This window comes from Micromonospora sp. NPDC049529 (assembly GCF_055586685.1).
This window is the reverse complement of the sequence record NZ_JBVJHT010000003.1, coordinates 471491-485741: the sequence shown is the minus strand read 5'-3', so window position 1 is coordinate 485741 and position 14251 is coordinate 471491. Positions and strand designations below refer to the sequence as shown.

8 protein-coding genes, 3 tRNA genes and 1 pseudogene are annotated in these 14251 nt (G+C 69.4%); 3 read left to right on the top strand and 9 right to left on the bottom strand.

Features of this window, described 5'->3' with window-relative positions:
• Position 1: 1 nt before the first annotated feature.
• Positions 2-1366 carry a hypothetical protein gene (locus tag ACZ6QQ_RS07510; protein ID WP_465875000.1) on the bottom strand — a complete coding sequence of 455 codons (1365 nt, stop codon included), beginning with the start codon at positions 1364-1366 and terminating at the stop codon, positions 2-4.
• Positions 1356-3032, bottom strand: coding sequence for a hypothetical protein (locus ACZ6QQ_RS07505; protein ID WP_465874999.1), 1677 nt, complete (start codon positions 3030-3032; stop codon positions 1356-1358). Before ACZ6QQ_RS07505 ends, ACZ6QQ_RS07510 begins: the two co-directional genes overlap by 11 nt.
• A 927-nt stretch (positions 3033-3959) precedes the next feature.
• Here ACZ6QQ_RS07505 and ACZ6QQ_RS07500 point away from each other — a divergent pair.
• Complete coding sequence (locus ACZ6QQ_RS07500; protein WP_465874998.1) at positions 3960-6047, top strand: serine/threonine protein kinase; 2088 nt, start codon at positions 3960-3962, stop codon at positions 6045-6047.
• Between the two features lie 670 nt (positions 6048-6717).
• Here the strand turns inward: ACZ6QQ_RS07500 and ACZ6QQ_RS07495 are convergent.
• Both ACZ6QQ_RS07495 and ACZ6QQ_RS07490 read right to left on the bottom strand, forming a co-directional pair.
• Positions 6718-8613 (bottom strand): DUF2207 family protein, encoded by a 1896-nt coding sequence (locus tag ACZ6QQ_RS07495; protein WP_465874997.1) that lies wholly within the window; start codon positions 8611-8613, stop codon positions 6718-6720.
• Between the two features lie 28 nt (positions 8614-8641).
• Positions 8642-9292, bottom strand: coding sequence for a LemA family protein (locus tag ACZ6QQ_RS07490; RefSeq protein ID WP_465874996.1), 651 nt, complete (start codon positions 9290-9292; stop codon positions 8642-8644).
• 202 nt (positions 9293-9494) lie between these two features.
• Here ACZ6QQ_RS07490 and ACZ6QQ_RS07485 point away from each other — a divergent pair, with 202 nt between their 5' ends.
• Together ACZ6QQ_RS07485 and ACZ6QQ_RS07480 are read left to right on the top strand one after the other, a co-directional pair.
• Positions 9495-9737 carry an integrase core domain-containing protein gene (locus ACZ6QQ_RS07485; protein ID WP_465874995.1) on the top strand — a complete coding sequence of 81 codons (243 nt, stop codon included), beginning with the start codon at positions 9495-9497 and terminating at the stop codon, positions 9735-9737.
• A 36-nt stretch (positions 9738-9773) separates the two neighbouring features.
• Positions 9774-10073: pseudogene (locus ACZ6QQ_RS07480) on the top strand (replication initiator); the annotation flags it as partial.
• 158 nt (positions 10074-10231) lie between these two features.
• Here the strand turns inward: ACZ6QQ_RS07480 and ACZ6QQ_RS07475 are convergent.
• The 5 genes from ACZ6QQ_RS07475 to ACZ6QQ_RS07455 all read right to left on the bottom strand — a co-directional run bounded on the left by ACZ6QQ_RS07475 (position 10232) and on the right by ACZ6QQ_RS07455 (position 14062).
• Positions 10232-10306 (bottom strand) — tRNA-Val (locus ACZ6QQ_RS07475).
• Between the two features lie 16 nt (positions 10307-10322).
• A tRNA-Cys gene (locus ACZ6QQ_RS07470) sits at positions 10323-10393 on the bottom strand.
• Positions 10394-10427: 34 nt separating this feature from the next.
• Positions 10428-10500, bottom strand: a tRNA-Gly gene (locus ACZ6QQ_RS07465).
• Between the two features lie 341 nt (positions 10501-10841).
• Positions 10842-11861: a TAXI family TRAP transporter solute-binding subunit gene (locus ACZ6QQ_RS07460; protein ID WP_465874994.1), complete on the bottom strand. Its 1020-nt coding sequence runs from the start codon at positions 11859-11861 to the stop codon at positions 10842-10844.
• On the bottom strand, positions 11858-14062 hold the full coding sequence (locus tag ACZ6QQ_RS07455) for a TRAP transporter permease (RefSeq protein ID WP_465874993.1): 2205 nt from the start codon (positions 14060-14062) through the stop codon (positions 11858-11860). The genes ACZ6QQ_RS07460 and ACZ6QQ_RS07455 overlap by 4 nt, the downstream gene beginning before the upstream one ends.
• Positions 14063-14251 lie beyond the last annotated feature (189 nt).

Genomic DNA, 14251 nt, shown 5'->3' with positions numbered 1-14251 from the left:
GTCACCAGGACCCGGTACGGATTCGCCGCTCCAACCCGATGACGGGTTCCAGGATGTTGATCGGACGGACCGCGTCGCGGATGCGCGGTACGTCGTCGGCGGTTTCGACGTTGGCGTAGTCGCTCGGGTCGAACCTGCCGCCCTCGCCTAGCCGGAAGCCGATCGCCGAGCAGACGAAGTAGGCCACCCGGTCGGGGTGAAAGTACCGCCCGAGCGCGGCACGGACCCGCGCCGCCCCGCTGTCGGGCATCTGGTCGCAGAGCCAGTCGAAGAACTTGTCCGCGTGCTTGTTGGGAATGTGCGGCTGGTTGGTGGCCTGGTGGGTGCTCACCCAGTCGGACCTCAGCGCCTTGCTGAACAGCACCGGGTGGTCGAACTTGGTGATGCAGACCGCGACGTGGTGCGGCAGCCGCCCGTTCACCAGCTTTCCCTCCCGCCGGAGCTGGAACACCAGGTGCTCCAGGACCCCGTGAAAGAACTGGAAGTTGCCCTGGTCCCCGGCTTCCTTGGTGGCGTCGAGGATCGGGTCGAAGAGGTAGAGCAGGCCGTCGGACTCGGCCAGGTGCTTGAGTACGGCTGCCTTCACGGCGTCGTCCTTGTTCTTGCCCATCAGGAACCAGCGACCGGGCATGTCCTGCAGGTCGAGCACGAACTCGACCGGTTCCCGGTCGGCGGCGGGTCGACCGAGCAGCCCGCGACCGCGTCGTCCCCGTGACGCGGGGTCCGGCTCGTCGTCCGGTTCGCCGAAGATGTGCCAGCTCAACGGCGTACCCGCCATCGAGCCCTGGGGAAACCGCCGCTCGTGGTCCAGCAGTTCGGTCATCTCCAGCAGGAACTCGGTGGCCTCCGGGGTGGCGCCGTTGATGGTCCACCTGCTGTGGTCACCCGATTCGCTCAGCACGGCGAGGGGCAGGGCGGCGAGGAAGGTGGTCTTTCCTCCGCTCGTCGCTCCCCACATGCCGACCCGGATCAGCCGGCCCGCGCTGGGTGTCGGCAGGGGCCGGGGCGGTGCCGCCGCGATCGGTGGTGACTCGGCCGACGCCGGCCGCCCGAAGCGCAACGACGGACCGGCGGACCGGTTGGGCTCGGTACGGACCTCGGCCGGGGTCACCACGGGCGGCGCCGGATCGACGGGTACGACCGCGGGGTACGAGGTCGACGTCTTCGTGGCCTCCGGCTGCGCCGCCTCATCCGGGCTGTCCGCCGGCTCCTCGTCGCGTTGCGCGTCGGTTGCCGGACGCCGGGACAGCCTGGCCGCCCGCCACGTCGGCGGATCCAGCGGCTCCGGCCGGGGCACCGGCACCGGATCGCGCGGAGGCAGGCCGGTGCCCTGGGGGTTGTCCTCGGCCGGTCGGTCAGGTTGCACGGTGGCCTCCGTTGATGACGTCGCCGAGCCGGGTGGGGTCGGGCCGGGCGAAGGGTGGTGACGGTGCCGTCTCGTCGTCGAACAACCTGGCGTTCGTTACGAGCACCTGCGGCATTACGTCGGGGCGGTACGTCCCGTGCCAGCCCAGCTCGTGCCAGGCCTCGGCACGCCGGTCCAACGCCTCGCGGATCTTGCCGCGCTGTGGCCAGTTCGGGGCCTCGTGCACCAGCACGAGGGACACCTGGTCGTCCCGCAACTGCTCGGCGTAGTCGCGCCAGTCCAGCCGGCGGGGGCAGGGCACGGCGGGGTCGAACTCGTGCTGCCGGGTCGGGTACGGCGGTTTGCTGCCGATCAGGACGACCATTCGCCGCGCGCCGGGGCGCCAGCGCACTCCGCTGATCACGGCCAGCGCGTCCTCCACGGCGGCGGCGAAGTCGTTCCGGTTCGGTTCCGTCGTCCAGTAGTTGAGCTCCGCCGCCGCCGCGTCGGCCGAGGAGAACCCGGCCAGCACCAGCGGGACGTCTTCCTCGTCGCCACGCGGACGCCGTCCGCCGTGCTGCCCGTACCCGACGAGCACCACCCGGACCATCTCGGCGGCCGGCAGCCTCCCGGCGATCTCGGCCAGGATGGCGCGGGCGAGTGCGACCCGGGCGACGGCCTCCGTCCCGGTGTAGTCGATGGCGAGTACCAGGTCGGTCAGGGGCAGCGTGGTGGAGATCGTCTCAAGCAGTTCCGACCAGGTGCGGCGATCGTCGACAACCCCGTCGACACCGTCGAAGGTGACCGTGCCGGTTTCGGTCAGCCGCACCCGGACGAGCGCCGTGCTGTCCGACCGGAGATCGGCCGAGCCGATCCGGATCGGCAGCCAGTCATGGGCCTGGCTCAGACCATTGCCGTGGCTGTCCTGGCAGACCATCACGGGAAGGGAGACCGGCCCACGGATTCCGGACGGCACCCGGATCCGCACCGGGGCGACCGCGCCCGCAACCGTACCGACCGGAAACAACAGCACCGGGTCGAGGCGGACGGCACCCTCGGGTTCGACCTTCGAGAGGACGAGATGGTACGGCTGGTCGAGCGGAGTCGACCCGAGAAGTAACCGCTTCGCCTCCTCGACCCGGACCTCACGCCACACCACCGCCCCCTGAATCCGGGCCCGGAGCGATTCGACGGTGTAGGCGGCCAGGGCCCAACCGGACTCGGGCAGGGCGAGGAGGACCGGTATTCCCTCCAGCGCGTCCATCGGAAGATGGGATCTCACCTCGCCGGCCAGCTCGACCGGATCCACCCCGACCATGCCGATACCGCCTGCGACATGGAATCGTATTTGTATCGGGTCGTCCGGCAGACTCGGCAGCAGCTTCGCCCAGGGCCAGTGCTGTTGGTCGCCCAGACCGAGCCGAGTGGTCGGGTCGGGTGCGATCTCGATCATCTCGACGCCGTACGGCCCGACGCCGAGGAGCACGAATCCGGCGGCCGGATTGTCGATCACGAGTCGTGGACGCGGGGATTCGGTCGGGTCCGCGCCGACCGGGCCGTCGGTGATCTCCGGTCCGATGGTCGGCAGGCCCCGCAGATGGGGTCCGAGTTCGGCCAGTCGGTCGGGGTCGGTTCCGGCCGCGCGACCGGCCGCCGCCAGGTCCCACCGGTACTGGGCCTCCAGCAACGACCGCTGCTCGGCGGGACCACGGGTCCACCCGCATGTCCCGCACCGGCTTTCGGCGGTGCGCGGCCATCGACATACGTCACACCTGGTGGTGGCGTCGAACTCTCCCGTCATCGCCGACCCTTCAGCCACTGGGTGCGCCGCCGGTACGTTGGAAGAAGCAGAAGTCTGGGCTTCGGAATATGACATCACGAACCTGCTCCGCTGTATCGCTGGAACGTGGGTGGTGCTCCGCCACATACGTCTGGTTGTGCTCACCGTTCGGGTGACGGAAGCCGCTCAGTTGGCCCACGGGCGGGTCCGATCACACCGTACGGAGCTTTGTAACGCATCTCTGTCCACTTTGCCTCCCGTAGCACCGGTCGGCTATCCGACGCTCGGTTTCCCAAGCATGAAGGAATAGAACAAGGGGTCGACACAAGATCGACACTCGACCCGACCGAACAGTGAGCAGGTTGCGACACTTCAGTCTGATGTGGACCGGCTTATCCGCTGGTGTGCTTAGTACGGCACACCGTAGATGGTGTTCGCCACTAACACCCGATATCCGATGAATACGCTTCGAGGCAGCCGAGGTCATCGGGAGCATTGCCAGGAAGAAGGCTTTCCCGGCACCCTGTTTCAGGCAGGTACCCAAATTCGTTTCCAGTCTATTACGCATTCGGCCCGGATTACGGAGGTGTCCGGTGCTCCCAATCCGCTCCCCCACATCCATGCCGAGCAAGCCATCGAGCAGGCCCGACGGCCGGCCGGCCACACCTGCGAGATGACCGGATCAGCCGAAAGTGGTGCGTCGGACCGTCGGCGGCGCTCCTTGTAGCGACGTTGCCGGGACGGCGCTCATCGGGCGACTGCTTCGTCGGGTGGGAAGCCATCTCGTGAGCATCGAGACCAGGGGTCGAGCGGGAAGCCGGTATCCTGCCGCGCGTGACCTATCCAATGATGCCAAACGACCCGCGATGGCTTGGTAACTATGAGCTGCTCGGTCGTCTTGGCGAGGGCGGCATGGGCACCGTCTTCCTTGGACGCTCGCCGGATGGTCGGCTGGTGGCGGTCAAGATGTTGCGGGCCGAGCACGCCTGGGACACCGAGTTCCGGGGGCGCTTCCGCAGCGAGGTGAACCGGGCCCGCGAGGTGCCCGGCTTCTGCACGGCGGCGGTGCTCGACGCCGACCCGGATCACGAGACGCCGTATCTGGTGGTCGAGTACGTCGACGGGCCGAGTCTCTCCGAGGTGATCCGGGAGCGGGGGCCGCTGGACGGCGGCACGCTACACAGCGTGGCGGTCGGGGTGGCCACGGCGCTGGTGGCGATCCACGGCGTGGGGGTCATCCACCGGGACCTGAAGCCGCAGAACGTGCTGTTCTCGCTGGGTACGCCCAAGGTGATCGACTTCGGGATCGCGCGGGCGCTTGAGGTGACCAGCCGGCACACCAAGACCGACCAGATGGTCGGCACGGTGGCGTACATGGCGCCGGAGCGGTTCGACAACGAATCGGATCGTACGGTGGGGCCGGCGGCTGACGTGTTCGCGTGGGGTGTGGTGGTGGCCTACGCGGCGACCGGACGTACCCCGTTCTGGGCAGATTCCCCGGCAGCCACGGCGGCTCGCATTCTGACCCAGCCGCCCGACCTGACGGGGCTCGGCGGGTCGTTGCGTGACCTGGTGGGCCGCACGCTAGCCAAGGATCCGACCGAGCGGCCGACCGCACACCAACTGCTCGATCTGCTGCTGGAGGCGGAAACGGGGGGAGCGCTCGCCCAGCGGCCGGAGCTGCTCAAGGCCGCCGAGGCGGCCCAGCACACGGGTCGGGTGCGACCTTCCGCCGTACGGAAGCCGGCCACACCCGTTCGTCGGCGGGTGAGCCGCCTGGTGGCCGTGGCCGTGGCCGCGACCGTCGTGTGTGCCGGTATCGGATTCGCGTTGTCGCGCAACAAGCCGGGTGAGACGCTGGCGTCAGTCGCGCCCAGCACGTCGCCGTCGGCGTTGCCGCACGTGGCGTCGGCCGCACCCAAGCCGACGGTGGCCGTCTCGGACACGCCACGGATCCAGGGGCCAGGGGTGTCCGACCATCTCGACCGACCGGGCCTGTGGAAGGCCGACCGGGCTGCCGACAGCGCCGCCGGGTGGTGCACCTTCGACCAGCGGATGCTGGCGACAACACACATGTCCACCCTCTATCAGTGCAAGGGGCCGCAGGACTCGTTCGCCGGCGACCAGACGATCGCGGCCGATGTCGGCATCGTCACCAAGGGCGCCTGCGCGGTGATCTGGTTCCGGGTGGTCGACCAGCACGGTTACGTAGCCTCGTTCTGCGAGAACGAGATCCGGCTGGGGATCGACCAGAGCTCGGGAAATGGGTTCAACTCGGAGCAGCGGGTCGCCTCGGGCGCGTTCCAGGTCGGGCAGACGCACCGGACCGGCATCACCGTGAACAACGGCACGGCCCAGGTGACGGTCGACGGCACGCCCGCTCTGAGCATGCCGGTCACCGATCCGCAGCTGGTCGCGGGCCGGGTCGTGCTCGGGGCGCTCAACGACGCGTCCGAAGGGGACGCCACAGTGGCGTTTACGAACGTCGATCTCCGGTCACCGGTGCTGGGTCAGCCGGCGCACTTCACTGATCCTACGACTGGTTCCAGCCAGTCGATGGTGGAGCTTTATTCGTACGACCCGGTCGCGCACTCCGCGGTGGCTCAACCGGTGCTCGTGATGGCCAGTGCGGACTACTGCAAGCAGTTCAAGATCGACTCGGACGATATCAGGTGCAGCGACCCGTACCAGATCGTCGAGAGCCACACGAAGGTGACGATCCCGGTCCGGTCCGCGCCGAAGCTGACGTCGTGGGAGAACGTCGGCGGCGGGGACGGCATCGTCTCGGTGCGCGCCGGCGCCGGTCAATCCATCTCTGCGTCCAACTTCACCAAGTGGCTGGCCGGGAAGCAGGGTGGCCTGGTCGCGGTCACCACCACCAACGGCGAGGTCACCACGCTCACCAAGATTGACAGCCCCTGACCCGGTTGCGTCGCGGTCCCGGTCACCAGCGCGTCCGGGTCGGCGATCTGCCCCCAGGGCGCGCTCTCTGCCGCCGTCAAGGCGCGGCAGCGTTGGAGGCGACTGCTCGGGTGCGCTGCCCGACATGCAGATCGACTCGGATGCCGACGTAGTTTTCCTTCGCCGGCCGCGAACCGAGTCCTATGGCCGAGCGGCGGTCTTTCTGGACATCGGCCGATATCCCTGTCCGTGGCATGAAACCAACCACGACGACTCCATGAAACCCAGGGAACATCGGGGGTGGTCCCGTGACACCGACCGGTGGAAGCGCGCCTTGCCGTGCTCCCTGCGCACGCGGGGGTGTGGTCCCGGCTGGACCCCTTCGAAGTCGATGTCATCGCCGAGCGCAGACCTAAGCAGCACTCATGGAACTACCGCTCCTCCACCCCGCCCGGCACCACGCCAACATGAAGGGGCAGCACGGACGATCATGTGCTCCCAGTTTGCTCCCATCGTAAGGGACACAAACAGAACTGCTCGTTACCGGAAGTCCGGTAACGAGCCGCTGACCTGCTCGGACTGCTGGTGGGCGATACTGGGTTTGAACCAGTGACCTCTGCCGTGTCAAGGAATGGTCCGCGACACCCTCACCAGGAACAAACACAACGGCTCCAGGTCAGGCGGGGCAGCTTTACGCGCTTGGCGCGGCGGCCCGGACCGCGGCACGGTCCAACGCGAGAGGGAGCAGACCGGCGAGTTGGGTGGCGGCAACGTTCCGCCCCGGCGCGAGCATGACCACCACGTCGCCCCGGCGCCCGACCACGCGGTCCTTGGCGAGGTACGCCTCGTCTCCACGCGGGGTCGGCAGCGGCTGGCCGGCTCCCTTGCCGATCACCATGAGGACTCGCCCGGCCCGACCCCGTATCACGCTGACCGAGACCGTGAACGTACCGGTCAGGTCGTTGAAGTTGGCGGCCGTGTAACGCGGGTCGCCACGGTAGCTGGAGGTCCGGTCCGGCCGCACCTGGCGCCCCACCGCGGCGCTGAGTTCGTCGGCGGTCAGCAGCGGCTCGGCGACGTCCCCGGCCACGGTGCCCGCGCCGGGAGAGCCGTCGGCGAGCTCCGGCGCGGGAGTCGCCGCCCGCAATACGGTGACCTGCTTGACGCGACGGGTCCACCGGCGCGCCTGGGCGGTCACCACATCACCCAGCTCGCACTGGCCGGAGATCTCCTTCGGCAGGATCCAGGCCCGGGTCTGGTCGGACCGGCCGTCGTCGATGACGAGGTAGTAGTTGATTGGTGTCCGGTCGGTGCTCTCGTCCGAGCTGTGGTACTGCCACATCTGGTACCAGATCACCTCTCCCGAGACGGTGACCGTGCTCGCCACGTCGGCGAAGACCCGAATCATCGTGTACGTCGCGTAGCCGAGCAGGGCGAGTCCGACGAGGAGGACGGCGAGCGTGATCAGGTCGAGTTCGGCAAGGTCGCGCCACGGCTCGAACCACTGGCCGAAGAGGAAGTGGAGCGGATCGTCGGCCGGGTCGACCGGCAGGCTCGCCTGGCGGGCCGCTGCCGGCCCGACGATGCCGACGAGCGCCCAGCCGAACCAGCCGGCGCCCACGGCCCGGACAAAGGGCCAACCGAGCGGCTGACCGTACCGGGGCAGGGTGTTCGGGTAGCTGACCCCGACCTGGCGCCAGGTGCCTCCGTACGCCGACCAGATGCGACTCCGGTCCGCCAGGCCGAGGTGGATGACCTCCGATGCCCCCCGGGTCGCGCCGAGCGCGGCCCCGTACGACAGGTAGCGGTGCCAGACCGTCACGGCTGCCGGGGGCAGGTCCGCGAACGCCTCGTGCCCGGTCAACCAGTCGCGCAGGCCGAGCCAACGAGCGGCGACAGCCCGGCCCGACGGGGTGTCGCGCTCGCCCATGTTCCGCCGCGCGATGCCGAAGAGGACCATGATCGTGACGAAGAAGGCCGCGCCCACACCGCCCCAACGGTCGTCTTCCTGGGTCCGCGACAGATAGTGGTAGGAGCCGGCGGCGACGCCCAGCGCGGCGAGGGCGCCGAGCAGACTGAGCGCGACGACCAGGCCCTTGGGGAACCGGCGCCGGGTCAGGCCGAGCCGGCGGGCCTCGTCGATGACCGCGCGGCGCAGCGAACTGGCCCAGAGACCGGCGCGCTTCTCGTCGGCGAAGGCCAGGGCGGTCAGCGGTACCAACCCACCGACCGCGCGCTCGACCACCCGGTCGAGGACCTGGCGCTCGTATTCGGTGAGCCCGTCGGTACGACCCGTCGGGTGCACGGTGCTGTCGCGCGGATCCGGGCCGGCCTGCCGCAGTTCCAGATAGCCCCGGGCGGCCAGGTCGAGCAGGGTCGCCTCGGCGGCGTCGACGGTGAGGCTCCACCGGTTGGCCAGCAGGTTGACCACCGCCGGGGACTCCGGGCCGGGCAACGTCATAGAGGCCGGGGCGGGGGCAACGTCGGCCGGCCGGGTGAGCAGCCAGGCGGCCCAATAGACGATGGCCCAGCCGAGCAGGCACACCGCCGGCAGTCCCAGCTCGATGGCCAGGTCAACGGAATTCATCACGTGACTCCAGTGTCCGCCAGGATCCTCAGAACCGCACCGCGACGTCGACACGTTCGTCGCCCGCCGCCTCGAAGTACGGCTCGGCCCGGAACCCGCCCAGACCGGCGATGATGTTGACCGGCAGCGTCTGCACCGCCGTGTTCAGTGACTGGACCGCACTGTTGTAGAACTGCCGGGCGTACGCGATCTGGTTCTCGGTGCCGGCCAGTTCGCGTTGGAGTTCGACGAAGTTCTCACTCGCCCGCAACTGCGGGTACGCCTCGGCCACCGCGAACAACCTGCCGAGCGACCGGGTCAACGCGCCCTCGGCGGCGACCCGTGCCGGCGTACCGCCCGGCGTCCCCGTCGCGGCGACCCGAGCGGCGGTCACCGCCTCCAGCGTCGCCCGCTCGTGGCCGGCGTACCCACGTACCGTCTCCACCAGGTTCGGGATCAGCGAGTGGCGCCGCTTGAGCTGGACGTCCACCTGCGCCCACGACGCCCGCACCTGGGCCCTCAGCCGTACAAGCCGGTTGTAGCCGCGTACCGCGGCGACCAGCAGGACGATAACCAGCAGGACCAACCCCGCCAGCACGCCCACCACCAGGCCAGAATCCACCGGAACCGCCTCTTCGCTCAACCGGGTCGCCCGAGCATCCTCGGCGACCGCCAACACGATCTGCCGTGCAGTTGTCACGGGGTTGGCCGCCGGTCATCCATCCGATAACTCCGTACGGGCGCCCCGGCACCGAGTTTGGGTGCAGTCCCGGGCCCAGCCCGGCCCGTACGCGGATGCCGGCACGAACTGGTGAGTCAGAGGGGGTGTTCGAGAGGGCGATGGCAGAGCATCACGACCGTCGACACCGTCTTGCTCAAGCGGATCTACGTGCTGTTCTTCGTTGAGATCGCCACCCGCCAAGTTACGCCGGGAGTGCACTGACCAGATGCTCCTCGTCGGCGAGCGCCACCTCTGGGCCGTCCTCGCCGAGTACACGGCCCACTACAACAGCCACCGACCACATCGATCGATCGGCCAGCAGCCGCCCATCCCGCCGTCGAGAGTCACTGACCTGACCGCCGCCAGGGTCCGACGGCGCCCGATCCTCGGCGGGTTGATCAACGAGTATTCGCAGGCAGCATAGCGAAACCGGCTTTACGAGCCCTACACGCATCACTTCGGCTACGGCGGGCACATCACCACCAAGAGCCGCGCCTTCTCCGTCACCCTCGGCTTCCTCCGACTGCAACGCACCATCTGGCGACGTACCGAAGGCCAACCCCATACCTGGGACGACGAAGAAACCGAACGCGTCATCTACCAACTCGGCTACCACGCCACCGGCTGGATCACCACCGGAGACGCGCTCCTAGCCAACACCGCCGCCGCCCAAGCCCGCGCCCGACACCAAGCCGGACGAGACGAACTACAAGACGAGACCGCCACCCGCCGGGCCGCCGGCCAACCCCTGGCCCCTTGACACGTACGTGTCAAGGTCAGCCCCCGCGACGAGAGGAACCGAAAACATGGACAGCCCGAGCAGCTGGGAGACAGCCTCGATGGCTGAACGCTGCTGTACTTCACTGCTGTACGGAGACCAAAGAGGCCATGTCCATCGATCGGACATGGCCTCTGAGCTGGTGGGCGATACTGGGTTTGAACCAGTGACCTCTTCCGTGTCAAGGAAGCGCGCTCCCACTGCGCCAATCGCCCTCGCATAACCTTGCCGAGGTGGAGACGGGATTTGAACCCGTGTACACGGCTTTGCAGGCCGTTGCCTCGCCTCTCGGCCACTCCACCGAGGTTGCCCCCGACGTGCGTGGCGGCATCTCCGAGCGGACGACGGGACTCGAACCCGCGACCCTCACCTTGGCAAGGTGATGCGCTACCAACTGCGCTACGTCCGCTTGTCTCCGGTGTTTCCTGGTGACGGATGAGAACTTTAGCCGAGCGCGCGAACATGTGCCAAATCGGGGGTAGCCGCAGCGGGTCGCTCCGCTCACGTACGGCCGTTTTCGCAGGTGAAGGGCGTTTGATCGGGACGGGGGCGGCGTACCCGGTCGGGCGCTCGACACACTCCGTAAAGCATCCTAGGAACCTGGTGTGGAAGGAAGGTCGTACGAGTGGTGGATGGGTGGGGGGCTGGAAGGCGTACGGGAGTGGTGGGTCTTGTGCTGGTACGGGTGGTTTGGGGTGGTGAGGGGAGCGTCCCGGGTCCGGTGGGGTGGACCCGGGACGGGTGGGTGGGCTACTGCGGGGCCTTGAGGTCGTCCAGCGCCTTGGCCGCGCCCCGGTGCAGCGGCACCGGAGTGGTCTTCCGGGCGGTCTCCAGGCTGATCTCCCTGGCCGCCGCGTTGGCCTGTTCGAGCTGCGGCTTGCGGTCGAACAGCGCCTTGGTCAGTACGCAGACCAGGTTCGGGTCGAGGTCGTCCTTCACCAGCAGCAGGTTCGGCACCACGATGGTCCGTACGTCGTCCGGGGTGCCGTAGGTGGCGGCCGGGATGACGCCTTCCTCGTACACCGGGTTGATCTTCTTCAGCTCGCCCAGCAGTGGGGTGATGTCCAGGAAGGTGACCTGGTCCCGGGAGGTGGTGAGCAGGTCGGTGATGCCGGGCGTGGGCAGCCCGCCGGACCAGAAGAAGGCGTCGATCGAGCCGTCCTTGACGCCGTCGACGGTCTTGGTCAGGTCGAGCCGCTGGGCCTGGATGTCCTGGGCCGGGTCGAGGCCGGCGGCCTGGAGCAGCCGGTGCGCGATCACCTCGGTGCCCGACTTCGGGGAGCCGGTGGAGATCCGCTTGCCCTTCATGTCGGCGACCGAGGTGATTCCCGAGCCGGTGCGCACGACCACCTGGGTGTAGTTGGTGTAGATCCGGGAGAGCGCCCGCACCGGCTGCGCCTGGCCGTCGAAGCTGCCCTTGCCCTCCACCGCGTCGGCGGCGGTGTCGGCCAGCGAGAACGCCACCGCGTAGCTCCCGGCCACCAGTTGCTGGATGTTCTGGACCGAGGCGCCGGTCTCGGCGGCGGTCGCCTTGACGTGGCCGTCGGTGACGGTGGTGACCTGCTCGGCGTACGCGTTGCCGAGGGCGAAGTAGACGCCGGTGGAGTTCCCGGTGGCGATGCCGATCCGGGTGTCGGAGCCGACCTCGCAGGTCACGTCGCCACCGGCGTCGGTGGTCGCCCCGTCCTGGCGGCCGCCGCAGCCGACCAAACCGGCCAACCCGACGCCGATCGCCGCGATCCCCGCGACGATTCTCGTGGCACGGTTCATGAGCCCTCCTTCTTCCGGGGTGACCGGTGCGGCGGTGGCGCCGACCGGGCCGTTGGCCTGACCTCGCCGGTCCCCTCGACCGGATCGGTCGGCCGTCGGTCGACGCGGCGGCGGGCCAGGGCCAGGGTGGTGGCGACGGTGAGCAGCGCGACGCCGGCCGCGATCGAGACCGGGTGCAGGTAGAGCAGGAGCAGGCCGGCCAGCCCGGCGAGGACCCGACCGGGTACGCCGAGCGGACCGACCCCGAGCAGCCAGCCGCCGCTCGCCGTGGCCACCGCGGCGATGCCGAGGCAGGCGACCGCGCTGGTCCAGAGCACTCCGGGTACGGGGCCCCGGCCGAGCAGGTACTCCCCCGGCGTGGTCAGCACGAAGGCGATCGGGGCGAGGAAGGCCGGCAGGGCGTACTTCAGTGCCTGCCACATGGTGGGCACGGTCCGGCCACCGGTGATCGCGGCGGCTCCCACCGCGGCGAGCGCGGTCGGCGGGGTGACCTCGGAGAGGACCGAGTAGTAGAAGACGAACATCGCCGCCGCGGGGGCCGGTACGTCGAGCGCCAGCAGCGCCGGCCCGATGATCACCCAGCCGATGATGAACGAGGCGGTCACCGGCACGGCGAGTCCGAGCAGCGCGAGCGCGACGGCGGCGAAGACGACGGTCAGTGCCAGTACCACGGCGGGTCGGTCGGCCAGCGTCTCGGCGGCGCGGACCAGCAGGCCGGCGAACTGGGCGCCGAGGCCGGTCTTGGTGGTGGTGGCGGTGATGATGCCGGCGGCGCCGCAGACCGCGACGACCGGGAGCACGCCGCGTACGCCGTTGGCGAGGGCGGCGAAGAGTCGCTCGGGGGTGAGCCAGCCGCGCCGGTCGAGGAAGGAGAGGGCGAACGCCAGGGCGGTCGCGTAGACCACCGATCGGGTGGCGCTGACCCCGATCGCGAGCAGGACCACGATCACGATCAGGGAGGAGAAGTGGTAGCCGAACCGGAGCAGCAGGCGCCCCGGTGAGTCGGCGACGACCTCGACCGCCCGTACCCCGAACCGGCGGGCGTCGATCTCCACGGCGAGCAGGATGCCGAGGTAGTAGAGCAGGGTCGGGATCATCGCCCAGCCGAGCACGGTCAGGTAGGACACGCCCAGGTACTCGGCGACGATGAAGGCGGCGGCACCGAGGGTCGGCGGGGAGAGGATGGCGCCGACTCCGGCGGCGGCGAGCATGCCGCCGGCCTGTTCGGCTGGGTAGCCGGCGCGGCGCAGGATCGGCCAACTGACCGCGCCGACGCTGACGGCGGTGGCCGTACCGGATCCGGAGACCGTGCCGAGCAGGAAGCCGGCGGCGACGGCGGTGCGGCCGGCGGCGCTGCGGGAGCGGCGGAACGCGGCGACCGACAGGTCGACGAAGAACCGGCCGGCACCGGAGAGGTCGAGTACGGCGCCGTAGATCGTGAACAGCACGATGTAGGTGGCGGCGACGTCGAGCGGGGTGCCGTAGAAGCCGCTGCCGGAGTTGTAGAGCGCGTCGACGATCTGGGCGAAGTCGAGCCCGGCGTGGGCGATCGCCCAGTTCTGGGGCAGCAGGCCGCCGTAGTAGCCGTAGCCGAGGAAGAGCAGGCAGACCACGGGCAGCACCCAGCCGGTGGTGCGCCGGCAGGCTTCGATCAGCAGGACCAGCAGCAGCGCACCGAGCAGCACGTCGGTCGGGGTGAGCAGGCCCTGCCGGTCGAGGAAGGCGTCGTAACCGCCGCCGGCACCGGCGATCGGGATCGGCAGCACCGGGTAGAGGCAGACCAGCAGGGCGAGTCCGGCCAGCAGCCAGTCGCCGACCGTGGGTCGGTCCGGCCGGCCGCCGACGACCGGGTCGGCCGGGTCGTCGGGTGGCGCCGGGCCGCGCCGGGTCAGCCGCGCCGGCCGCCGCAGGCCGGACCGGTAGGCGAGGAAGACCAGCGGGAGTACGCCCGCCAGGAAGATGATCAGGTAGTACTGGCTGCCCTGGGCCAGTGGTCGGAACACCTGGGTGAGGACGAACAGCGCGACGGTGAACGCGACCACGGCGACCACGGTCGCGGCCGGGCCGGTCAGCTCCCGGGCCGGGCGCTCCTCGTCCCCGTAACCCGGGCCGGGCTGGCCCGGCAGGCCGGATCCGGGTGGTGGTTCACCTGCCGCGTCCGGTCCGCCCGTGCCGGTGGCCGGTTGCTCCACCGTCGACACTCGCGGTGCTCTGTGCCGCTTCGCGGTGGCCGGTGACGGGACGGGGGCCTGACCCTCGGGCATGTGCGGACCCTACTACGAGCCACCGATGAACTCCGATATGTTCACCCGATAGAGATCGATCTGCTCGATTGAACGCACCAATGAGCTGGCGAATCGCACACCGAGTTACGAACTGAAGACCCTCAG